Origin of the sequence: Labilibaculum sp., assembly GCF_041595635.1 — a bacterium.
GTDB lineage: Bacteria > Bacteroidota > Bacteroidia > Bacteroidales > Marinifilaceae > Labilibaculum.
In genome coordinates this window covers 14748-38657 of sequence record NZ_JBFHJW010000009.1, presented here as the reverse complement: position 1 = coordinate 38657, position 23910 = coordinate 14748, and the positions used below count along the sequence as shown (strand labels likewise).

The window sequence follows — 23910 nt, the reverse complement described above, 5'->3', positions numbered from 1 at the left end:
AAGGTTTTACTTAGTCGGTTAAACATCAAAAAAGTAGTACGCAGGAATTTACCTTTTGTTTGCAAGACCAATTTCTATTAGCATATAAAATCAAAAAATAGATACACTAGAAAGCAAATCTATTTCATAAAAAAAACCTTACCAAAATGGTAAGGTCATAAAACTATTTCGCCAATGTAAATCGATATTTGGCTTTAAATTTTCCTTTGGAAATACCTGTCAATTTTCCTTTCAACAATCTTTTTTTAAGAGGAGCACAATGGTCGGTAAACAAGATTCCATCTAAATGGTCGTATTCGTGTTGGATAACACGGGCGGCAAAGCCCGAATATTCTTCCTGATGAAACTCCCAGTTTTCATCGTAATATTCAATTTTTATGCTTTCGGGGCGAGTTACATCTTCATTAATACCGGGAATACTTAAACAGCCTTCCGACATAGCCCAAGGTTCGCCATCACGTTCGATAATTTGAGCATTAATAAACATCTTTTTAAAACCTTCCAATTCTGGTTCTTCTTCTGCAAAAGTAGAACAATCTATTACGAACATTCTAATTGCTCGACCAACTTGTGGGGCCGCTAAACCAACTCCATCGGCAAAGTACATTGTTTGCCACATATCCTCTTTGAACTTTTCCAAATCCGGATAATCTTTGTCTATTTCTTTCGCAACCTTCCTTAATACCGGATGGCCATAAATGGTAATGGGTAATATCATCTTTACACTTCTTTTTCTATATTCAATCCTAAAATAAATTCCTTTTTGTTTCCATATAGGATTGTAAAATAATTGTCGCACTCACTTTATCAATCATAGCTTTGTTCTGACGCTGTTTCTTTTTTAAACCACCATCAATCATAGACTGAAAGGCAATTTTGGAAGTAAACCTTTCATCCACTAACTCAACCTTCATATCAGGAAATTTCTTTTTTAATTGGCCTAGAAATGGTTTTAAATATTTCATCGACTCACTATCCTCATTATTTAATTGCTTTGGATAACCAACAACAAAGCATTCTATTTCTTCTTTTTGCAGATACTTTTCCAAATAATCAAGAATGTCCTTTGCCGCCACGGTATCTAAACCATTGGCAATAATTTGCATTGGATCTGTAACTGCAAGTCCAATTCTTTTTCTCCCGTAATCAATCGCTAAAATTCGTGCCAACTTTCTTATTTATATTTATTTTGAATTGCAAAGATATAAGAAACTGATTAAATATTTCTCTTTTCGATTATTAATGAGTCAATAATGATACAAATCATGCCGTGAAAGTCGTTAAAATCGACAGATCGAAAGAATTTTTTAGCTTATTTCTGTAGGAAAAGTTATACTTACAATACTAAAGTTTAAATATAAAACCATAAAAGAGAAGGAATAAGTACGCCAAACAAGGCAAACTTCCATCCTCGATTTTTAAATCCATTCTTACCTCTAGCAATAAATAATCCTGTAATGCAGATAAGAAGAAGACTTATGGCAAAAATATCTGAATACCAAAGCCACACATTGCTATTCGATTTATGCAAATCGACCATTTGTCCCAAAAGAGGTCTCACGTGAAAGCGTTCTATTTCCCCTTCTCCTGTTGATGGATCAATAAAGGCATAAGCATCCTTGAAATACAAGTTATAGCCTCCTCTTCGCCAGGCACTCCCTCTAAATTCTAGATTGATATTATTTTCTTCCAACCAATCTTGGAAGAATTCATCCGAGATTTGCTTTCTGTTATGGGGCAAAAGAATTTTCACTTTAGTGGTTTGATAAATATACTCACGAGGATTCCAGGACTGACGGTGATTCAAGGCAATCCCGGAAATAGAAAAAGCCATTAATAGCCCCACATAAAAATAGGAAAAATCGCGATGCCAATTTCGTAGTTTTAAATTCCAATTCATCATTTGATTTATTTTTACCAAAGCCTAAAATATGAAGATTAAAAAAAAACATACCTATTCCTTTGTAAAACAAAAGGCTGTCTCTTACGAGACAGCCTTTCTATATATTGAGAATTAAACTTCTCTTAGTTTTGCTTCAAGTTAGCTTGAGCAGCAGCTAAACGTGCAATAGGTACACGGAAAGGAGAACAAGAAACGTAATCCATACCTACTGAGTTACAGAACTCAACAGAAGATGGCTCACCACCGTGCTCACCACAGATACCTAATTTGATATTAGGACGAGCAGATTTTCCTTTTTCACAACCCATACGTACCAATTGTCCGATACCTTCTTGATCTAATACTTGGAAAGGATCATTTTTCAAGATTCCTTTTTCAATATAGATAGGTAAGAATTTAGCAGCATCATCACGAGAATAACCGAATCCCATTTGAGTCAAGTCATTTGTTCCGAATGAGAAGAATTCAGCGTGAGCAGCAATTTGATCAGCTGTAAGAGCAGCACGAGGAATTTCAATCATAGTACCTACCATGAAATCAACTTCAACACCTTTTTCAGCGAAAACAGCAGCTGCAGTTTCTCTGATAATACCTTCCTGAATTTGGAATTCTTTTAAAGTTCCGATCAATGGAACCATGATCTCTGGCTTAGGATCTTTTCCTTTAGCTTTCAAATCACAAGCAGCTTCCATAATCGCGCGAGCCTGCATCTCTGTAATTTCTGGGTAAGTATTACCTAGACGACAACCACGGTGACCCAACATAGGGTTAATTTCGTGAAGAGAATCAACTTTAGCTTTAACGACAGATACATCGATACCTAATTTTTCAGCCATTTCAGCTTGAGATTCAGCATCGTTAGGAGTAAATTCGTGCAATGGTGGATCCAGTAGACGAATAGTAACACCGAAACCGTCCATAGCTTCAAGGATACCAGAGAAATCTTCTCTTTGAACAGGAAGCAATTTAGCCAAAGCAGCTTTACGACCTTCAACATCTTCAGCAAGAATCATTTCACGCATATTCCAGATCTTATCGCCTTCGAAGAACATGTGCTCTGTACGACATAGACCAATACCTTTAGCACCGAATTCACGAGCAGCTTTAGCATCAGCAGGAGTATCAGCATTTGTACGAACGTACATACGGCTATTTTTCTCTGCCAAATCCATTACTTTTCCGAAATCACCATCTAATGAAGGAGTGATTGTAGCAACTTTACCTTCGTAAACTTTACCAGTAGTACCGTTTAATGAGATGAAATCACCTTCTTTGTATTCAACACCGTTGATAGTCATAGAAGTTCCTGTTACTAGAACACCAGCAGCAGAAGAAATACAGCATTTACCCATACCACGAGCAACAACAGCCGCGTGAGAAGTCATACCACCACGCTCAGTAAGAATACCTTCAGCAGCGTACATCCCTTTCAAATCTTCTGGAGAAGTTTCACGACGTACTAAAACTACTTTTTTACCTTCAGCAGCCCATGCTTCAGCATCTTCTGCAGAAAATACGATTTGTCCTGTAGCAGCACCTGGAGAAGCTGGAAGACCTTTTGAAATTTCTGTAGCCGCCTCTAAAGCTGCTTTATCAAATACAGGGTGTAAAAGCTCATCTAATTTGTTAGGCTCTTGACGAAGAATAGCAGTATTCTCATCGATAAGACCTTGCTCTAACATATCAACAGCCATTTTAACCATAGCTGCACCAGTACGTTTACCAGAACGAGTTTGCAACATCCAAAGTTTACCTTGTTGAACGGTGAACTCCATATCCTGCATATCGGTATAGTGATCTTCTAATTTTTGTTGGATTGTATTCAATTCGTTGTAAAGCTCAGGCATTGCTTCTTCCATAGATAGGAAATTTGCTTTACGATCTTCTTCAGAAGTACCGTTACGCTCAGCCCAACGTTTAGAACCAATAGTAGTAATTTCAAGAGGAGTACGAACACCAGCAACAACGTCTTCACCTTGTGCATTGATTAGGTACTCACCGTTGAATAAATCTTCACCAGTAGCAGCATCACGAGAAAAACATACTCCTGTTGCAGATGTTTCACCCATGTTACCATATACCATTGCCTGTACATTTACAGCAGTACCCCAATCGTCAGGAATTCCTTCCATTCTACGGTAAAGGATTGCTCTTTCAGTATCCCAAGAATCGAATACAGCACAAACAGCACCCCAAAGTTGATCCCAAGGATTTGTTGGAAAATCAACACCTGCGTGCTCACGAATAACCGCTTTATAACCTTCAACAAGAGCTTTAAGGTCTTCTACTGTTAATTCAGTATCAACTTTATACCCTTTAGATTCTTTCATTTCATCAAGAACAACCTCAAATGGATTGTGCTTTCCTTCCTCTGCTTCAACACCCATAACTACGTCACCATACATGTGGATGAAACGACGATATGAATCGTAAGCAAATTTTTCATTTCCTGAATGTTCTGCTACAATTTTCACAGTATCATCATTCATACCTAGGTTAAGAACAGTATTCATCATACCTGGCATAGAAGCACGAGCACCAGAACGAACCGATAGCAACAATGGAAAACCATCTTTTGCATCAAATTTTGCGTTCATTGCTTTTTCTGTATCAGCTACAGCAGCTACAACTTGATCTTTGATCATTGCTACAACAGCATCTTTTCCAAGCTTGTTGTAATCAGTACAAACATCTGTAGTGATAGTGAAACCAGCAGGAACTGGAACACCGATTAGGTTCATTTCAGCAAGGTTGGCACCCTTACCTCCAAGCAAATTTCTCATGTCTGCTTTACCTTCGGCCTTACCGTCACCAAAAGTATAAACGTACTTAGTACTCATAATTATCGCTTTTTAGTTTTAATGATATCTCCTGCTTTTAACAACTAAAGCATTCAATAACAATCATATATTAACTTATAATTTTCAACTTAAAATATTTTCCAAACGCATATTTTCTCTACTTGCCCCTGAAAATTGTACACAAAAGTAATGTTCTTTTTCCAAAAAAGAAAACAAAAACAGACAATCTAAGTTGCTTTTTTAAAATGATTTAGACATTTATTCTTAAAACGTTTGCGTAGGGAAAAACTCATCTAATTCAGAATCATAAACAATAAAAAAGCTAGACCAAGGCCTAGCTTTTTCTTACTATTTAATTCAACTTATCTCATTGGATACTTATTAACTACCTCTTCGGGATGAAGAACATAATCGAGGTATTGAGCTCGATAATACACATCGGAGGCTTTTAATTCGTTATCGGATAATTTGCCTCTAAACTCTTCAATGCTTTTGTAGCCTTTTTCATCCATCCATTTTTCAATTTCGGAAAGAACTTGAGAAATATAAGAAGGCTTATTTTTATACAAAGCACTCACCATTTGAACTACATCGGCACCACTCAGCAACATTTGCAGAACATCCTCATAGGTATAGATACCATTTGATCCGCACAAGCCACCCGCAATTTTTCGATGTAATAGGCCTACATATCGCAAACCTAATTTAAAATCGCCTGGATGACTTAAATTAAAATTGGACAGATGTCTTTCAGTTCTGATATTAATTTCGGGTTGAAATAATCGATTAAACAAGACAAAAGCTGAGGCTCCTGCCTGATCTAAGCGATTTATAAAGTGCAAACTATTTGTATAATATGGACTTAATTTGATGCTAAAAGGAATTGACAATCTCTTTTTAAGTGTTGCAACAATTTTCACCTTTTCGTCTTCGATTTCCTTAGCTGATTTATCAACACTTTCAGGCATTTGATAAAAATTCAACTCCAAAGCATCCACTCCAGCCTCTTCCAACTGTTTAGCATAATCAAACCAAGTAACATCATAAACACAATTCAAACTCGCAATTACGGGAATTTTCACATTTTTTTTAACTTCTGATAATTTAAGAATATGAGCTTTTGGACCAGCGTGTTCCATCGTGGGAAAAATAGAAGTCATCTCCGCATTTCTATCTGTATATTCATCTAATTCGTTAGCTAATTGAGCTCGTTCCCACTGAATTTGTTCTTCGAAAAGAGATCGATACACAATTGCTGCAGCTCCAGCTCGTTCAAGTTCCTGAGCTCCTTCTACTGTTGCTGACAGAGTACAAGCTCCTACGATAATGGGATTCTTCAAATTTAACCCCATGAATTTTACATTTAGATTTGCCATATAATTTTGGATTAATTTTTTTTAGTATTACTAAATTTAAGAAATGAACTTGATATAGTCAACCCAAACACCAAAATTAATCTATTGATTATCAATACAAAATAGAAAAAGACCCATTAATAAAGGACTTAAGTATCTTATTTTAATAAAATAAAATTTGCAAAATATAACAAGCCACGCTCTCTTCCTCTATAAATTGTCATTTTCACACCTTATTTTTTAAGCCAATACTATTTTCTCAAGCATAAAAAAAGGGATTCCAAATATGGAATCCCTTTTATATAATAATCTAAAAACTACGTTTTATTCTTCAGAATAATCTAAAGCAGCTTGACGCTTGTAAGTTTTATATCTCCATTTCGCATTCTCTTCGGCAGCTACGAATAATTCTTTAGCTTGCTCTGGGAATGATTTTTGCAATGAAGTATAACGAACCTCACCCAATAAGAAATCTTGGAAATTTTCCCACTTAGGATCTTTTGAATCAAGAGTGAATGGATTTTTACCTTCATTCTCTAATGCAGGATTGTTACGATACAAGTGCCAGTATCCAGCTTCAACAGCTTTCTTCTCTTCTGCTTGTGATTTTCCCATTGATGCTTTCAATCCGTGAGAAATACATGGAGCGTAAGCTATGATCAATGATGGCCCTGGATAAGCCTCAGCTTCTTTAATAGCTTTCATGTATTGAGCTTGATTTGCTCCCATTGCTACTTGAGCTACATAAACATATCCGTAAGACATGGCAATCATACCAAGATCTTTCTTTCTAATACGCTTACCAGCAGCAGCAAATTTAGCTACAGCACCAACTGGAGTTGCTTTAGAAGCTTGTCCACCAGTGTTAGAGTAAATCTCAGTATCCATTACCAAAACGTTTACATCTTCACCAGAAGCCAATACGTGATCTAATCCACCGAATCCGATATCATAAGCCCAACCGTCTCCACCAAAAATCCACTGAGATTTCTTAACTAAGTAACTCTTGATATCAAGAATCTCTTTAGCTACAGCATGAGTTTCATTAGCTAGAACTTCTTCAACTTTAGCAGAAGCAGCAATAGAAGCTTCGCCATTGTTTTTATTTTCTAACCATTCAGCAAAAGCAGCTTTAGTATCAGCATTTACAGCATCCATTGCAGCTTCCATACGAAGTTGGATACGATTACGCATTTTACGAACACCTTCGTTCATACCAAAACCATACTCAGCATTGTCTTCAAATAAAGAGTTAGCCCAAGCTGGACCTTTACCACTCTTATCATTTTTACAATATGGAGTTGATGGAGCAGAACCACCATAAATAGAAGAACAACCAGTAGCATTAGCAACCATCATTCTCTCACCAAACAATTGAGTAATTAATTTGATATATGGAGTTTCACCACAACCAGCACAAGCACCAGAGAACTCGAATAAAGGTTGAGCAAACTGTGAATTTTTCACATTGTTTTTAGGCAACAAATCTTTGTAACCCACTTTTTCGTCCATATAGTGCCATTTTTCTTTCTCAGCAGTTTGAGTTTCCAAATGTTTCATCACCAAAGCTTTTGCTTTTGGAGCAGGACAAACATCAGCACAGTTACCACAACCAGTACAATCTTCAACGGCAACTTGAATTCTGAAATTCATACCTTTAAGATCTTTACCTGTTGCAGGTTTTACAGCAGTTCCAGCAGGAGCAGCAGCTACTTCTTCATCAGTTAAAAGGAAAGGACGAATTGCAGCGTGAGGACAAACGTAAGCACATTGGTTACACTGAATACAAGTTTCTTCTTGCCACTCAGGAACATTAATAGCAACACCACGTTTTTCATATTTAGTAGTTCCATTTTGGAAAGTACCATCTTCACGACCAGCAAATACAGAAACAGGAAGATCATCACCTTTTTGAGCGTTCATTGGATCACATAGATCAGTAACGAACTTAGGACGATTATTAGAAACAACAGCAGCATCGGTTGTATCGTCCAATTTTTTCCAATCAGCAGAAACTTCAACCTCAACCACATTAGCTCCACCCGCATCAACAGCAGCAAAGTTCATGTTAACCACTTTTTCCCCTTTATTACCATACGATTTCACAATCGCTTTTTTCATTTCTTCAGCAGCTTTCTCGAAAGGAATTACACCAGTAATTTTAAAGAAAGCAGCTTGCATGATTGCATTGGTACGGTTACCAAGACCTAATTCTTCACCCAATTTTGTACCGTTAATAATGTAGAATTTAATCTCATTATCAGCTAAATACTTTTTCATGCTATTAGGAAGATTCTTAACAGTTTCTTCAGCATCGTAAATTGAGTTCAATAGGAATGAACCACCTTTTTTCAATCCTTTTAATACGTCGTACAAATATACGTAAGCAGGAACGTGACATGCAACAAAGTCAGGAGTAGTTACTAAATAGGTAGAACGAATTGGCTCATCGCCAAAACGAAGATGAGAAGCTGTAAATCCACCTGATTTTTTAGAATCGTATGCAAAATAAGCTTGACAATATTTATCGGTTGAACCACCAATAATTTTGATTGAGTTTTTGTTAGCACCAACAGTACCATCAGAACCCAAACCATAGAATTTTGCTTCGTATAGAGATTCAGAATTCATTTTAACCTCAGGCAACATAGGAAGAGATGTAAAAGTAACATCATCAACTATACCCAAAGTAAATTGATTCTTAGGCTCGTTCATTGCAAGGTTTTTGTAAACCGCAACAATTTGAGATGGAGTCACCTCTTTAGAACCTAAACCATAACGACCTCCAACTACGATAGGAGCATTTTCTTTCCCGTAAAATACTTCTCTTACGTCAAGATACAATGGCTCACCATTAGCGCCAGTCTCTTTGGTACGATCAAGAACACAAATACGTTTTACCGACTCAGGAATTACACTTAAGAAGTGCTTAGCAGAGAATGGACGATACAAGTGAACACAAACAAGTCCAACTTTTTCACCATTTGCCATTTTAAAATCAATAGCTTCTTTAATGGTTTCGTTTACAGATCCCATTGCGATAATGATATTTTCAGCATCAGGAGCACCATAATACATGAAAGGCTTGTATTCTCTTCCTGTAATTTTGGTCATTTCCTTCATATAATCTGCTACGATATCTGGCACTGCATTGTAAAATGGGTTAGCAGCTTCACGAGACTGGAAATAGACATCAGGATTCTGAGCAGTACCTCGAGTTACAGGATTTTCAGGATTCAAAGCACGATCGCGGAAAGACTGAAGAGCTTCTTGATCTACAAGACCTCTCATATCTTCCATATCAACAGCTTCGATCTTCTGAATTTCGTGAGAAGTACGGAAACCATCGAAAAAGTTCATAAAAGGAACTCTGGATTTGATAGCAGTTAAATGAGATACTGCAGAAAGATCCATTACTTCCTGAACTGAACTAGACGCTAACATAGCGAAACCAGTTTGACGTGCAGAATAAACATCTGAGTGATCACCAAAAATACTTAACGCTTGAGCTGCAAGAGCACGAGCACTAATATGAAATACACATGGTAATAGCTCACCAGCAATTTTATACATATTAGGAATCATTAACAACAATCCCTGAGAAGCAGTGTATGTAGTTGTTAATGCACCAGCTTGTAAAGAACCGTGAACAGCACCTGCTGCACCAGCTTCCGATTGCATTTCTACTAACTGAACTGTTTCTCCAAAAAGATTTTTACGCCCTTGTGCAGCCCACTCGTCAACATATTCAGCCATAGGCGAAGATGGTGTGATTGGGTAAATACAAGAAACCTCACTAAACATATATGCTACGTGAGCGGCAGCTGCATTACCATCACAGGTAATGAATTTTTTTTCTCTTGCCATTTTACTCCTCCGATTAAATTTTATTATTGGTATTCTATTTTCTATTTATTTCTCTAATATAAAAATCCAAACAACCAAAGAGGAATTTTATTTCCCTCTCCACGTTCTATCATATCAGCAGCAACAAAAAAATCTTCTGTTCTATATTTTAGATCAGATTCATTTTCAATGCCAGTGATTTCAAAATTATACTTATTATTGACTAAAAAATGACCTCTATCGGTACTAAATATTTTCCTATTAGGACCAACCTGATTATAAAAGAATGTTTCGCGAAGATTGCTTTCGCTCACATTTTCGGGGGCGATTGCATACAATAAATTGGTATTGTGCAAATACACCTTATTGGGTTTTTTCGACACATCCTTATAACACTCCGGAGAATTCAACAAACGAATTAATCGAGCATTTTTTAAATAGCGCAAATAGTTCATAATAGTTGCTCTGGAAGTTTCCACATCGTTTGCAAGCTTACTCACATTAGGCTGAAAAGGAACATTACAAGATATAATATATAGAAGTTTCTTTAGTTTTGATAGGTATTTCAATTCAATTTGGTTCAGATAGGTAATATCGAACTCCAACATTAAATTGATCATTTTTAGAAGATTATCCATAAAGCTTTTCTCATCCTGATAACAAGGATAATACCCAAACTTTAAATAATCACCAAAATAAGCCAAAGGACGAACCTTAGACAAAATCTCATCTACAATACTTTCATGATTCTTCAACAATTCGTCAAGAGTATAGCGTGGAAATTGATTGCCTGATTCATAATTTAAAAATTCTCGAAACGATAAACCATTCAAATAGTAAACATGAACCAAATCTTTAAGAACTTCATTGGTTTTAATTCGAAGAATTGAAGAAGCAGTAAAAATAATTTTCAAATCAGAATACTGCTTGTAACAAGTTCGTAAATCTTTATCCCAACCAGGAAGTTTATGAATTTGGTCTAGTAGTAATATTTTTCCACCTCTCTTATAAAATTCATCAATAAATGGCACTAGTCCTTTCTCTGTAAAGAATAAGTTATTCAGATTAATGTATAAGCAAGTTTTATCGTTTGCATGATGCTCACGAATATAATCCAGTAAAAAGGTTGTTTTCCCAACTCCTCTGGATCCTTTAATGGCTATTAAACGCTGCGACCAATCTATTTCATCAGCCAACTCACGTCTAATTGTGCCTTTCTTATGCTTCAACAAACTGTTATGAGTCTGTACTAGAGTGTTCATTTCTTTTCGAATTTACTTCGCAAATTTATGGAATAAATACCGCATTTTGCAATCTAGAGATTACAAAAATCTTTTCATTTTGCAATTTATACTTATTTAAAATAAGATCGAACACAACTCTAAACCACTCATAATAAGAAATTAAGTTCAACCTCCCATTTGAAACTCATAATTTCTCCCATTCAAAAACTATTCTAAATTAGCCTTTGTTTTTTAAGCCAAAAAGAAAGGGTAGCGACTGAAATCGCTACCCTTTTTATGTTTTTTATGAACAAAAAGTAAACTACTTATCGTTCATTGAAATTAAAAATTCTTCGTTTGATCTTGTTTTTCGCAAACGATCCTGAAGGAACTGCATTGCTTCAATTGAGTTCATATCCGTCAAGTAGTTTCTCAAAATCCAGATTCGATTCAATTGATTTTCGTCCAAAAGAAGATCTTCACGACGAGTACTTGAAGCCGTGATATCAACCGCTGGGTAAATACGTTTATTAGACAACTTACGATCCAATTGTAGTTCCATATTACCAGTTCCTTTAAATTCCTCAAAGATCACCTCGTCCATTTTAGAACCTGTTTCGGTTAAGGCTGTCGCTAAAATAGTAAGCGATCCGCCATTCTCGATATTACGAGCAGCTCCGAAAAAACGTTTAGGTTTATGCAATGCGTTCGCATCAACACCACCCGAAAGAACTTTACCAGAAGCTGGTGAAACTGTATTGTAAGCACGTGCCAATCGAGTAATTGAATCCAAAAGAATCACAACATCGTGTCCACACTCAACCATACGCTTGGCTTTTTCGAGAACGATATTTGCAACACGCACGTGACGCTCAGCAGGCTCATCAAACGTAGAAGAAATAACTTCAGCATTTACGCTTCGTGCCATATCGGTAACTTCTTCCGGACGCTCATCAATCAATAAAATGATCATATATGCTTCTGGATTGTTAGCCGCAATAGCATTTGCAATCTCCTTTAAAAGAACAGTTTTTCCTGTTTTTGGTTGTGCTACAATTAAACCTCTTTGTCCTTTACCAATTGGAGCAAACATATCCACAACACGAGTTGCCATAGAATTCATTCCTTTTCCTGTTAAATTAAATTTTTCATCAGGAAATAAAGGAGTTAAATGATCAAAAGGAACACGATCTCGTATTACCTCAGGCAATCTTCCGTTAATTTTAGCTACTTTTATCAGTGGGAAATATTTCTCACCTTCTTTTGGTGGGCGAATTGTTCCATTTACTGTATCTCCAGTTTTTAAACCAAACAATTTGATTTGCGACTGCGATACATAAATATCATCTGGAGAGTTCAAATAATTATAATCTGAAGAACGAAGGAATCCGTAACCATCAGGCATAATTTCTAAAACACCCGAATTCTCAATTATTCCATCAAACTCGAATAATTTTTCTTTTTCGCGTTTTTCAAATCTTTTTCGATTGGGATTTTCTGATTTTTCGGCTTTTCCTGATCTTTCAATCTTCTCAGATTTTTCTGATTTCACAGGAGCTTCCTGACCTTCAACTTTAACCTGCTCTTCTTTTACTTCCGATCCCTCAGGCTTATCCTGACGCTCAGCTCTTGGTATTCTTGCTGGTCTTGTTGTTCTTGGTGGTCTTGGGCTTCGCTCGGTTTTCACTGAGTTTTCTTCAGAAGAGGAAGATACATCAGCAGAAGCTTCTGCTTTGACTTCCTTTTTCTCAACTACTCGTTCAACTTTTTCTGTAGAAACTCTTTTTTCTCTTCGAAGTTTTCTGACAGGTTCTTTACCTGTCTTAACATCCTCTTTATTAGCACTATCGACAGCAGCCTCTTTGCTTGGCTGTTCTGCTTTTTTTCTTTTGTGCAAAAGGGATCTAGATCGTCCCTCATCAGCTTTACCTTCTGCCGAAGAACTCTTCGACTTATTTCCGGAAAGCTTTTTTTCTGGTGCTTTTCTTTCTGAAGCTACAATTGCCTGTTGATCAAGGATCCTGTAAATTAAATCCTGTTTCTTAAAAGACTCAATCTTCTTGACGTTGAGTTCTTTAGCGATCTCTCGTAATTCAGGCACAAGTTTCTTGTTTAATTCAAGAATATCGTACATAAATGATATTTTATATTTTTTGGGTGATTTTTTAGATAGATATTGTATTAGAACAATAGGGAACCTGATCTTTCGACCTCTTAAATGAGAATAATTAATCTGAATTCAATTGCAATATTACGGAATTAGTTATAATCCGCAAAAAATAATTGCTTTTATTATTAAAATTACAAGCAAATGGGGGAAATAAGTTTACCTCTCTCAAAATAAACCCATTAAATCGCAGTCAAATTTCTTTTTCAAAATGATTTTGCTATATTTAAGTATAAACGCTAGTAGTTCTAACGTATATAAATACCATTTAAATCCACTATGAGACAGCTAAAAATAACCAAACAGGTAACAAACCGAGAAACTCCTTCGTTGGACAAATATCTGCATGAAATTGGAAAAGTAGATCTTATTTCGGCAGATGAAGAAGTTAAACTTGCCCGAGAAATAAAAAAAGGAAATAAAAAAGCTCTTGATAGACTCATTAAAAGCAATCTACGATTCGTCGTTTCTGTTTCCAAACAGTACCAGAATCAAGGATTAAGCCTTCCTGATTTAATTAACGAGGGGAATTTAGGGTTGATTAAGGCAGCCCAAAGATTTGATGAAACCAGAGGTTTTAAATTCATATCTTATGCAGTTTGGTGGATTCGGCAATCGATATTACAAGCTTTGGCTGAGCAAGCCCGGATTGTACGTTTACCGTTAAATAAAATTGGTTCTATTAATAAAATCAATAAAACTTTTGCTCAATTAGAACAAGAATATCAAAGAGAACCATCCCCTGAAGAAATTGCTGTTATTCTAGAAATGAGTCCTAAAGATGTTAAGGAAGCATTAAAAGCTTCTGGCCGACACATATCAATGGATGCGCCAATAAATCCAGACGAAGAGAACACCCTTTACGACATTCTCTTGAGTAATGATGAAATAAGTCCTGACAAAAAACTTCTTAGGGATTCACTTCGCAAAGAAATAGATCGCTCATTATCAACACTATCAAAACGCGAAGCATCAATTATTCGTTTGTATTTTGGTTTAAACGGGAAACCACCTTATTCTTTAGAGGAAATTGGAAAAGAATTTGGACTAACACGAGAAAGAGTTCGCCAAATTAAAGAGAAAGCAATTAAACGAATGAAAACCGCTTTCCGCAGCAAAATATTAAAAACTTATTTAGGAGAATAGTATAAATTTTAGGGTGTAAAAAGGGTAAGAATCGGTGGTAATTTCTATTTCATCCGCTTATCCTTTTTTTATTTGTGTATCTTTGCAAGACATTTAAACAAATCTTCTACAAACAGATGCAAACAATAATTTCACCCTCTTTACTAGCGGCTGATTTCACCAACTTGAAAGCCGATATCGAAATGGTTAATAACAGTGAAGCTGATTGGTTTCACTTAGATATTATGGATGGAGTATTTGTGCCTAATATATCCTACGGCCTACCAGTTGTAGAGCAAATAAACAAAATCGCTACAAAGCCTCTTGATGTTCACTTGATGATTATCGATCCAGATCGTTACATTGAAGCTTTCAAAAAGGCTGGAGCAGATCTACTAACTGTTCATTATGAAGCTTGTAAACACCTTCATCGCACCATTCAAAGCATTCATAACAATGGCATGAAAGCTGGCGTTTCACTAAACCCACACACTCCTGTATCGGTTTTGGAAGATATTATTTCAGATATTGATTTAGTTTTACTAATGAGTGTAAACCCTGGCTTTGGAGGGCAAAGCTTTATTGAAAACACTTACTCTAAGGTTGAGAAACTAGCGAAGCTCATTAAAGAAAAAAATGCAAGCTCAATTATAGAAGTTGATGGAGGTGTAAATCTGGAAACAGGAAAAAATTTAATAAAAGCAGGAGCGAATGCCTTGGTTGCTGGTAGTTTTGTTTTTGGTGCAGATGATCCAAGCCAAACAATATCAAGGCTAAAGAACCTTTAAATAAAGATGGCAATTCTCCTTTAAAAGAAAGAAATTAGCACTTAACTTGGTATGCTAGTCTACTAACAAGTTGATCCTTTTTTTTACAGTGAATCCCCATCTTTTCCTTCAACAAAATCCTTCAGATAAGCAAATTTAGATGTCAATCTACCATTTTTAACGATAGTCGCATTTTCAATAATTCCATCTGGATCATCTACAAAAAGACAATCGTAAACATTCTGATACAAAGCTTCCGCAAAATCAATAGAAGAATCTCTAGGTAATTCTCCTGGAAGATTATCTACTGCCATAACAGTTACATTTCTGTTATCCACAAAAGGAATCGTTTCTTCTCCTTTAAAACGGTCGTAACCATAAAAGGATGAATCAATTGTGGACGCTCTAAGTGTTGATACGATTGGCCCATTTAAATCACAACTAATATCGGCAATAACCGAAATCTTAAAATCCTTTTCTTTGTAATCGTCGGCGGTTATAAATTTTGGCGATTTGGGATCCCAAAAATGGCAGGCTATGAATAAATCTGTCACTTTAGTATAAGGCTTAAATGATGATTGATAAGCTTCTGGATTATCGTAAAAATCCTGAAAAGAAAAAGCACCTCCATCTTTACGTTCTACATAATTTTCCGGATCAATTCGACAAACAACAGGCTCACGATAGCTTTTGTGCAAAAAATCATCAGCCGTAACCTCTTTCACACGTAAAGCATGTATTGTTTGCATAGCTCCCTTTGCTACACGACCACCACCAGTAACCAATATTTTTATGGGTTTTAGAACTATTTTTTGCAAATATTGATACATTTCTTCCATGTCCTTGCAATTGCTAGCTGGTGGAAGATCAAAAAAATCAGTACGCATTCCCCTTGCCCGCAAAGCTTTATATGCACCTATTACCCCAGCCCAATGACCAAAAGCAACCAATCTTTTATTATTCCTATTTTTTAGATATTCATAATCGATTAGAGTAATATTTCGCTCCATAATTTTTCGCAAAAACTCTCTGTTGTAGGCCTGTTTTTTGGCTGTATGAGAAAAAAACAAATAAGTTTTATTGGGAATTAAAGTAGGAATAGAAACTTCTTTCACCCCAAAAAGTATATCACAATCACGCAAATCATCCGTTAGAAAACAGCCTTGTTCCCGATATTCAGCATCAGTAAAACACCGAATATCGCTTGGCTGAATCGAAATACTAACATTGGGATACTTATTTGCTATTTGCCTACATGTAACTGGTGGTATTGCAACCCTCCTATCCGGTGGATTTTTAGTTTCCCGAAGTACCCCTATCTTAATTTCCTTGTTCATTTGATGCTTTTTTAAACGTTAAATATTATTCCTGCTTGATAATAAGTGAATAGTAAGATACTAATAATTATGAAAAATTCTTCATACATAAGCTTACGGATTTATACTTTCACTTATGAATGGGAACACAATAGCAAATGTCTTTTGTGGATTTTTCTTATTCTAATTTTTATCTCTCCACAAAAAACATCAATACACACTGATTTACTGCCCATTACAAAAACACAATTAGAATTTTAAGTAATTTTAGAAGGATTCTATGAAAAAGATCATGCGAACCGAATGAATTTTATTAATTTTACGCCGATTCAAGGGGCTGACGTGGATTTTGACAGCATGATGAATTGGTAAGTAAGCATGTCGAGCGTTGTTATTCCAGCTCGTAAATATCGGATATCACACTTTTTAATTGGCGAAAATAACTACGCTCTTGCTGCTTAATCGAATTATAGTAGATTAGCTTTATCACTACTCTAGGAGTAGAGACGAGACATCCAGCTTATGGTTCCACCTTGATCCGGTAAGTAATTGGATGCTATCAATTCAGGGTTAGTCTGATTCAAACTTCGGGGAACAGATGAAATTAAGAAGATAAGATAAGGTCTCAGGTGTGCTTTCCTAAACTTTATTCGAAAACTAATAAATCACTACACATGTAGAAAGCTTATTGATCGCGTGTTTGGACCAGGGTTCGATTCCCTGCAGCTCCACTAGACAATAGTCAAATTAAATCAAAACCGGTCAAACCAATAGGTTTGACCGGTTTTTTTATTCTAATTTTTCTATTCATTTTTAAAACAACTAATATTCGAACAAAAAATTAGCAGCCCTTAACAAATAAGAAGCTGCTTATTAAACTTTAAAAAAATACATTCTTTATGCTACTGGCATTCATTAGATAACAAACTTCTAATTCACCATTCTCAAAATAGAAAAATTACGTCGCAACAAAGATTAAATTTTCAGATCACCAATTGCCTTGTAATATTTAGCTTCATTGGTTTTCACCTCTGTTTTTGCATTAATATAATCGGCATGAGATTCCTGCCATTGCAGTTGAGCATCTAACAAGTCTCTTGTTGTTGTTACTCCCTCCATCAAACGATTTGTTTCCAGTTTTAAATTCTCGTTAGCTTGTTCCATAGATGTTTCTGTAAAATTCAATTTTACCAAAGACTCTTTCAGACGAAAAATAGCCTGTCTAATTTCCAATACAATTAATTCGGTACTCTCATCTAAATTAAGCTCAGCTTTTTGAATGGCCATTTTATTCTGCACATTTTTAAGCCGCTTCTCACCCCAATGAAAAACGGGAACACTCACAGAAACCCCTGCATTAAATGTGAACTCATTTTCTTGCTCCATATAATGGTTAGGATTTTGAGAAAGATAATTTGCATAAGACACAATCTGTGGTTTATAATCTGCATTTACTAGCTTTTTTTCAACCTTTGATACCTCTACCTGATTGTTTAGCATTTTTAATTCTGGGCGATTCCTCAAATGATTTTCGCTAAATGAAATAGAAGACAGTTTCTCTGGAATAAAAATGATGGAATCCTGAATTTGAATCGACGATAATATTCCATTCCCAATTCTTTGGTTTAAGCTCATTTTTGCCAACTCCAAATTATTCGAAATCTCAATCAGTGACAACTTCGAATTGTTTAATTCTACCTGAGTCTTTAAAACTTCATTTTTGGTAACAACACCAGTTTCATATCTATTACGAACTTCTTTTAACACATCGGTTAAAAGCTCGATGGATTTTTCTACCACCCCTTTTTGTTCCCTCAAAGATACCAAACTCCAATATTTCGTTTCTACATCTAGCAACAATTCTGATTTGGTTAAATCTACATTATCCTCAGCCAATGCTAAAGAGAGAGATGAGAGCGTATTTGCGTATCTCAATTTACCTCCCATATAAATTGGCAAACTCATTCCAATACTTGCTGTGTACGAATTTTCATAAGCCAGATCGGTTGTACTTCCGGGCGAATATACTCCACTGGGATCACCATCTACAGTTGGCAATTCATAGCCCGGAACAATCATTTGATTCGGATCACTTAGATAAGTATACGAAGAAGATAAATCCAAAACTGGGAGCATAGATCTTTTGCTAAGCTTTAATGAAGCCTCACTCGACTTTAAGTCAGATAAAGCAGACTTAACCTTTTGATTATGATCTACAGCCTTTCGCTTGCATTGCTGAAGCGTTAAAACTTCTTGTGCACTTATTTTAAAAATCATCAACAGCCCAAATAAAAGGACCATTGATATTTTTGATATAATATTGTTCATTGGATTTGTAATTATTTGATACGGGTTATTTTCCGATCATTTATATTTTTCTTTTTTCTAATACAAGTCAATAAATAGTCATTTTCCTTCTGCAAACGAATATCGAGTTTCGGAATTCTGCTTTGCTGAACTATTTTTACCGCTTCAAACTCAATATAATCGAACTTAGAGTAGCGTGTAGCGATATTATGAACCCTTTCCATTAACTCCTCCTGATTGATCGCTTCGTCAATAATATGTTTTTTTAGCAAATCGGATGAGTGCACCTTATCGTACTAAAAAAGCATTTTCACCGGATTTATATACATCAGATTCGATTCTACAAATGTTGCCCCTCCCTTAGGAATATTTACAAAGTTGTAGTTGTCATTGTCTATATAAAAATCACGCGAAACAAATCTTAAATCTGCAGCCATACTCATACTAAACAACATAACATTAACCGGCTTAAAGTAGACTGAAAGAACAATCTTATTCATCGATTTGATTTGAAGGAGTATCTGATTAAAAGTTCTGAATACTCGTAGAATATTGTCCTCATAATTTTTATCCTCATATAGAGTATTCCATTTCTCTTTATATTTCTCCAGACTAAAATCAGAATGATCATTACTTATCACCAATGTTTTAATCTCATCACTACTATTTATTTGATCTAATAAATCTAAAAGCTGATTTCTATGGTCAAAGGTTTCCTGTTCCAAAATCAAACTATAATCTAAATAAAGAACTGTTATACGCTCTTTTATTTCACAATAGAAATATTTATCAGTTATATCAATTTGCATTTTTAGTTGTTTTTAAAGTTATTCACTTACTTCGATTCTGTAGAAAATCACATAAAGCAGAGGCACTACAATCAGAGTAAGAACTGTTGCAAACAGTAAGCCGAAAATGATAGTAATTGCCATAGAACCATACATTGCATCTGTAATAATTGGAGTCATCCCTAAAATTGTAGTAATGGCTGCCAAGAATACCGGACGTAAACGACTAACGGCCGCATCTACAACAGCAGGAAAAGCTTGCATGCCTTCAGATTCAAGATTTATATTAATCTGATCCATCAGTACAATTGCATTTTTAAGCACCATACCTATCAGTCCTAAAAATCCTACAATAGCCATAAAACCAAAGGCACTATTTGTTACAAATAGTCCTATTCCAACTCCAATAATCGATAATGGAATAATGGCAATTACAACCAACGACTGACGTACGCTATTAAAAAGCATCACAATAATAAAGATCATTAAAAGCATGGCCATTGGAAAGAATTTACCAGTACCTTCCTGAGACTCCACAGAAGGTTTCAGCTCTCCGTCCCACATTAGGCTATAACCTGCTGGTAGCGGAATGGCTTCAATTTGGTCTTTCACTTTAGCTAATAGTGTTGTGCCTGTCATATCCGGATCGGCAGGATCGCATTGTACAGTAATGGCACGCTGACGATTATAGCGTTTGATAACGCTGTTTTCCCATGATAAGGAAATACTGTCAACCACTTCTTTTAGAGGTACAGAATAGGCACCTGTTTGCGACCAGACACTTGTATTCTCAATTGCATCCATACTGTTTTTAGCCTTCTGGTCTACTTTTAGCATGACCGGCAATTTTTCTTCATTTTCGCGGTAAAGACCGATGCTTAAACCTGTACTGGTTAATTGTTGGATCGTATTTCCCAAATCGCTTCTGGATATACCACAACGAGAACCTTTTAGTTGTGAATAGTGAGGAGCCCAGGTTAACACTTTGTTGCGCCAATCATCACATATATCACCACATTCAGGTGTGTTGTGCATTATTGTTTTGGCTTGCTCCGATAAATCCCTTAATACTGCTGGATCGGGGCCAATAAAACGTCCTTCTACTTTATAGTCAATTGGTGGTCCTGCGAGGTACTTTTGTACCCTAACACGGGCCTGTGGATAATTATCGTTAAAGTATTCTGTAAGCTTCGGAACCAACTCATCGGTTTCCTCAGAATTGTGTGTTTCAACTAAAAATTGACCAAAGCTGGTATTATAATTTTCAGCATGAGCCATTAATATATAACGTGGTGGTGTTTGACTGATACTGGTAACTATATTCACAATTTCGGGATTGTTCTCGAAAAGTTGTTTTTCCGCAATTGTCAAATCATTTTCAACTTTACTAACAGAACTCCCTTCAGGCAACCAATAATCAATAACAAAATATGATTTTTCCATAGGGGTAAAGAATGCCTGTTTTAAGTTGACAAAAGCAAATATTGAAATAATCAGAAATGCAATTACACCCGCTAAAGACATCCACCTGCGTTTTAGTGAACTTATCAGAAAACTTTTAAACACCTGGTAGAACCTACTTCCGTACGGATCTTTTATTTCTTTAGGCGCTTTTAGGAATCTTTCGTTGGTTATGGCAGTTTGTGTCATCGCAAACAACCAACTCAATGTTAAAGAAATAGCTAAAACCAGAAATAGATCCCGGCATATTTCGCCGGCTGAAGTAGGGGCAAGAAAAACTGGTAGAAAAGCCAGTATGGCAATAAAAGTGGCACCCAGTAATGGTATTGCAGTTGAACTAGAAATATCCACGATGGCTTTTCTGCGGTTCATTCCTCTTTGCAAGGAAACCAAAGCACCGTCGGTTACTACAATGGCATTATCTACCAGCATTCCCATGGCTATAATAATAGCGGCAAGTGATGTGCGGTGCAGACTTATATCCATCATGTTCATGATAATTAAGGTTCCCAGAATAGAGAAAATTAAGCTGCTACCAATTAAAATTCCAGATTGTAAGCCCATGAATAATAACAATACAATAACAACAATAGCTACCGATGCGATCAGGTTTACGATAAAACCATCGTTGGCTTTCTCCACCTCTTTGGCCTCACTGTATACAGATGTTATTTCCAGTCCTAAAGGCAAATTAGGTCTGATAACATCTAACTTGGCATTAATATTCTCAGCTAGTGTCAATACATTTCCCCCCTTGGTGGTAGAAATACCTAAACCAATTGCATTCTGTTTATTTCTTTTCATCAGACCTTGCGCCGGTTCCAGAAAAGACTTTTTAATTTCGGCTACATCTTTTAAGTAGAACTGTTCTTCTCCAACCTGAACAATGGTGTTTTTAATTTCCTCAAGGCTTTTAAAAGCATTGTTCCCTGAGACTCTTATATAGCGGTCGTTTATTTCAATATTACCAGCAGCAGCAATCTCAGCCTGTGAATTAAATGCCTGAGCAATAATACCCGGATTAACTCCCAGCTCCGATTTTTTTGATTCCTTGATGATCACATCCACTACTTCGGTACGATTTCCGAACAAGGTAATTTTACCAACCTGGGCAACCGGTAGCAATTCCTGCTTTAAATACTGAGCATAATCGTTTAGTTCTTCGTAAGTAAAGCCATCGCCGGTAATCGCATAAAACATTCCATATACATCTCCATAGTCATCAATTACTTGGGGAGTTCCTGCTCCTGAAGGCAGATCTCCTTCCGCATCTTTTAGTTTTTTACGAAGAATATCCCAAACCTGGGGCATTTCTTTTGAGCGCAACTTTTCTTCCAGTTCAATTTCAACAATAGAGAGACCTGCGTATGAACTCGAAAATATCTCATCGATATTGTCCATACTTTGAGCTGCACGCTCTACTACCTCGGTTACTTCCTGTTCCACCTCATGAGGAGATGCGCCCGGATATTGTGTGACAACCAAAGCCGTTTTAATGGTAAACACGGCATCTTCGAGTTTACCCATGCTAAAGTAGGAAGATACTCCTCCCACCAGCACAATCAGTAACAAGAAGTACACTACTATCTTGTTCTTCAGTGAGTATTCTGTTAAATTCATTTTCTTACAATTTGTTCCCTACGTTTGTTCTTGAAAATCCTTCGTACTTCTTTACTTTTTGGCCTTCAAACAGGTAATTAACTCCCGTGCTAACAATATTCTCTCCACCCTTCAATCCTCTTTTTATTTCTATCATATCGTTAGCAACTATTTTTCCGCTGACCACTTCTTTAGCAGAAACTGTATTTGAACTTTCGTTAAATAACCATACGTATGTTTTGCTTCCCTTCGTAAATACACAAGTAACTGGTATTTCCATAGAAGCTACAGAATTAACTCCATTTTCGGTGATCTCCAGGTGGGTTGTCATTCCTGCACGTAGATTAAGATTTTCCGGTACATCAATCAATATTGATATTGGGTAGGATTGTTTTGACATACTGGTTTTGTGTCCTATTTCTTTTAATGTTCCCGGAACTCTAACTTTTTTATTTCCTACTTCTACCAGGCATGCATATTGAGTTCTATCATTAATTTTATCTAAATCCTCTAAGGAAATCCATGCATTTACTTCAAATTTTGAAAGGTCAATAAACGAAACAATAGGTTGTCCGGGATTTACCTCTTCAAAATTATTCACGTATACATCGCTAATGTATCCAGAAAATGGAGCTTTCAGATCAGTATCTTCTAATGCATTTTTAGCCGACTCATACGCAGTTTTTGCAGCAGTATAGTTTGACTCCATAAGATCATATGTACTAGCAGATACACTTTCTCTTTCCAGCAAAGTTTTATAGCGCTCATATTCTGCACTGGCTAATTTATAAGCTGCCTGAGTCGATTCAACGGCGATTTTGTAATCACGAGAATCGATCTTAGCAATGACCTGTCCTTTTGGCACATAATCACCAATGATATCGTTTAACTTTACCAAGGGTCCATTTACTCGAAACGCTAGCTTGGTTTCCCGCTTTTCATTAATACTTGCAGGTACAGTAATCACATTGCATCTACTTTCTTTAATACTTGCATTCAGCACCTTTACTGATCTCACATGTACTTTTTCTTTGGCTTTTTCTTTACAAGCAACAAAAATCAACATTCCTATCAGCAAACAGCTGATTCCTTTTAAATACCTCATTACTTAAACATTAGTGTTTTTTTAATTAACTTACAGTAGACTCTGAGTAAACCATATACGTTTCTTTAGTTTATCTATATTCAAAAAAATATGGGCACTTATTGCATTTCCATGCACAAGTCTACCCAGAGTTTCTAAGCATATTAA

16 protein-coding genes and 1 other RNA gene are annotated in these 23910 nt (G+C 36.1%); 3 read left to right on the top strand and 14 right to left on the bottom strand.

Translation table 11 applies throughout. The features are described 5' to 3' along the window. Positions 1-163 precede the first annotated feature (163 nt). The 8 genes from def to rho all read right to left on the bottom strand — a co-directional run bounded on the left by def (position 164) and on the right by rho (position 13262). Positions 164-718 (bottom strand): peptide deformylase, encoded by a 555-nt coding sequence (def, locus tag ABYT26_RS04395; RefSeq protein ID WP_372751685.1) that lies wholly within the window; start codon positions 716-718, stop codon positions 164-166. A 28-nt stretch (positions 719-746) separates the two neighbouring features. After that, complete coding sequence (gene ruvX / locus ABYT26_RS04390) at positions 747-1169, bottom strand: Holliday junction resolvase RuvX (RefSeq protein ID WP_372751684.1); 423 nt, start codon at positions 1167-1169, stop codon at positions 747-749. A 182-nt stretch (positions 1170-1351) separates the two neighbouring features. Then, positions 1352-1903, bottom strand: coding sequence for a PepSY-associated TM helix domain-containing protein (locus ABYT26_RS04385; RefSeq protein WP_372751683.1), 552 nt, complete (start codon positions 1901-1903; stop codon positions 1352-1354). 122 nt (positions 1904-2025) lie between these two features. Beyond that, positions 2026-4743: a pyruvate, phosphate dikinase gene (gene ppdK / locus ABYT26_RS04380; RefSeq protein ID WP_372751682.1), complete on the bottom strand. Its 2718-nt coding sequence runs from the start codon at positions 4741-4743 to the stop codon at positions 2026-2028. 323 nt (positions 4744-5066) lie between these two features. Beyond that, positions 5067-6080 (bottom strand): dihydroorotate dehydrogenase-like protein, encoded by a 1014-nt coding sequence (locus ABYT26_RS04375; protein ID WP_372751681.1) that lies wholly within the window; start codon positions 6078-6080, stop codon positions 5067-5069. Positions 6081-6383: 303 nt separating this feature from the next. Further along, positions 6384-9926 (bottom strand): pyruvate:ferredoxin (flavodoxin) oxidoreductase, encoded by a 3543-nt coding sequence (gene nifJ / locus ABYT26_RS04370; RefSeq protein ID WP_372751680.1) that lies wholly within the window; start codon positions 9924-9926, stop codon positions 6384-6386. Between the two features lie 53 nt (positions 9927-9979). Continuing rightward, complete coding sequence (locus tag ABYT26_RS04365; RefSeq protein WP_372751679.1) at positions 9980-11167, bottom strand: AAA family ATPase; 1188 nt, start codon at positions 11165-11167, stop codon at positions 9980-9982. 283 nt (positions 11168-11450) lie between these two features. After that, positions 11451-13262, bottom strand: coding sequence for a transcription termination factor Rho (gene rho, locus ABYT26_RS04360; RefSeq protein WP_372751678.1), 1812 nt, complete (start codon positions 13260-13262; stop codon positions 11451-11453). A 312-nt stretch (positions 13263-13574) separates the two neighbouring features. On the opposite strand from rho, the gene ABYT26_RS04355 reads away from it, so the two are divergent. Next, positions 13575-14441 carry an RNA polymerase sigma factor RpoD/SigA gene (locus ABYT26_RS04355; protein WP_372751677.1) on the top strand — a complete coding sequence of 289 codons (867 nt, stop codon included), beginning with the start codon at positions 13575-13577 and terminating at the stop codon, positions 14439-14441. Between the two features lie 116 nt (positions 14442-14557). After that, positions 14558-15208: a ribulose-phosphate 3-epimerase gene (gene rpe, locus ABYT26_RS04350; protein WP_372751676.1), complete on the top strand. Its 651-nt coding sequence runs from the start codon at positions 14558-14560 to the stop codon at positions 15206-15208. A gap of 83 nt (positions 15209-15291) precedes the next feature. Here rpe and ABYT26_RS04345 read toward each other — a convergent pair whose 3' ends face one another. Next, entirely contained in the window at positions 15292-16524 is a 1233-nt protein-coding gene (locus ABYT26_RS04345) for an NAD(P)-dependent oxidoreductase (protein ID WP_372751675.1), read from the bottom strand. A 312-nt stretch (positions 16525-16836) separates the two neighbouring features. On the opposite strand from ABYT26_RS04345, the gene ssrA reads away from it, so the two are divergent. Continuing rightward, positions 16837-17237: a transfer-messenger RNA gene (gene ssrA / locus ABYT26_RS04340) on the top strand. 241 nt (positions 17238-17478) lie between these two features. Here ssrA and ABYT26_RS04335 read toward each other — a convergent pair. From ABYT26_RS04335 to ABYT26_RS04315, 5 genes are read right to left on the bottom strand one after another with little or no spacing between them, the layout of a single operon-like run. Continuing rightward, a complete protein-coding gene (locus ABYT26_RS04335; RefSeq protein WP_372751674.1) occupies positions 17479-18831 on the bottom strand; it encodes a TolC family protein in 1353 nt (450 codons plus the stop codon). A gap of 11 nt (positions 18832-18842) precedes the next feature. Further along, positions 18843-19097, bottom strand: coding sequence for a hypothetical protein (locus tag ABYT26_RS04330; protein WP_372751673.1), 255 nt, complete (start codon positions 19095-19097; stop codon positions 18843-18845). Positions 19098-19106: 9 nt separating this feature from the next. Continuing rightward, entirely contained in the window at positions 19107-19619 is a 513-nt protein-coding gene (locus ABYT26_RS04325; RefSeq protein WP_372751672.1) for a hypothetical protein, read from the bottom strand. 18 nt (positions 19620-19637) lie between these two features. Further along, the gene (locus tag ABYT26_RS04320) at positions 19638-22679 is read right to left on the bottom strand and encodes an efflux RND transporter permease subunit (protein ID WP_372751671.1); all 3042 of its coding nucleotides are present in this window, start codon (positions 22677-22679) and stop codon (positions 19638-19640) included. Between the two features lie 4 nt (positions 22680-22683). Further along, positions 22684-23763 (bottom strand): efflux RND transporter periplasmic adaptor subunit, encoded by a 1080-nt coding sequence (locus ABYT26_RS04315; RefSeq protein ID WP_372751670.1) that lies wholly within the window; start codon positions 23761-23763, stop codon positions 22684-22686. Between the last annotated feature and the right edge of the window lie 147 nt (positions 23764-23910).

Excerpts from the sequence above, each read along its gene's own strand:
- def (WP_372751685.1), bottom strand. The coding sequence starts at position 718 with ATGATATTACCCATTACCATTTATGGCCATCCGGTATTAAGGAAGGTT.
- ABYT26_RS04385 (WP_372751683.1), bottom strand. The coding sequence starts at position 1,903 with ATGATGAATTGGAATTTAAAACTACGAAATTGGCATCGCGATTTTTCC.
- ppdK (WP_372751682.1), bottom strand. The coding sequence starts at position 4,743 with ATGAGTACTAAGTACGTTTATACTTTTGGTGACGGTAAGGCCGAAGGT.
- ABYT26_RS04375 (WP_372751681.1), bottom strand. The coding sequence starts at position 6,080 with ATGGCAAATCTAAATGTAAAATTCATGGGGTTAAATTTGAAGAATCCC.
- nifJ (WP_372751680.1), bottom strand. The coding sequence starts at position 9,926 with ATGGCAAGAGAAAAAAAATTCATTACCTGTGATGGTAATGCAGCTGCC.
- ABYT26_RS04365 (WP_372751679.1), bottom strand. The coding sequence starts at position 11,167 with ATGAACACTCTAGTACAGACTCATAACAGTTTGTTGAAGCATAAGAAA.
- rho (WP_372751678.1), bottom strand. The coding sequence starts at position 13,262 with ATGTACGATATTCTTGAATTAAACAAGAAACTTGTGCCTGAATTACGA.
- ABYT26_RS04355 (WP_372751677.1), top strand. The coding sequence starts at position 13,575 with ATGAGACAGCTAAAAATAACCAAACAGGTAACAAACCGAGAAACTCCT.
- rpe (WP_372751676.1), top strand. The coding sequence starts at position 14,558 with ATGCAAACAATAATTTCACCCTCTTTACTAGCGGCTGATTTCACCAAC.
- ABYT26_RS04345 (WP_372751675.1), bottom strand. The coding sequence starts at position 16,524 with ATGAACAAGGAAATTAAGATAGGGGTACTTCGGGAAACTAAAAATCCA.
- ABYT26_RS04335 (WP_372751674.1), bottom strand. The coding sequence starts at position 18,831 with ATGAACAATATTATATCAAAAATATCAATGGTCCTTTTATTTGGGCTG.
- ABYT26_RS04325 (WP_372751672.1), bottom strand. The coding sequence starts at position 19,619 with ATGCAAATTGATATAACTGATAAATATTTCTATTGTGAAATAAAAGAG.
- ABYT26_RS04320 (WP_372751671.1), bottom strand. The coding sequence starts at position 22,679 with ATGAATTTAACAGAATACTCACTGAAGAACAAGATAGTAGTGTACTTC.
- ABYT26_RS04315 (WP_372751670.1), bottom strand. The coding sequence starts at position 23,763 with ATGAGGTATTTAAAAGGAATCAGCTGTTTGCTGATAGGAATGTTGATT.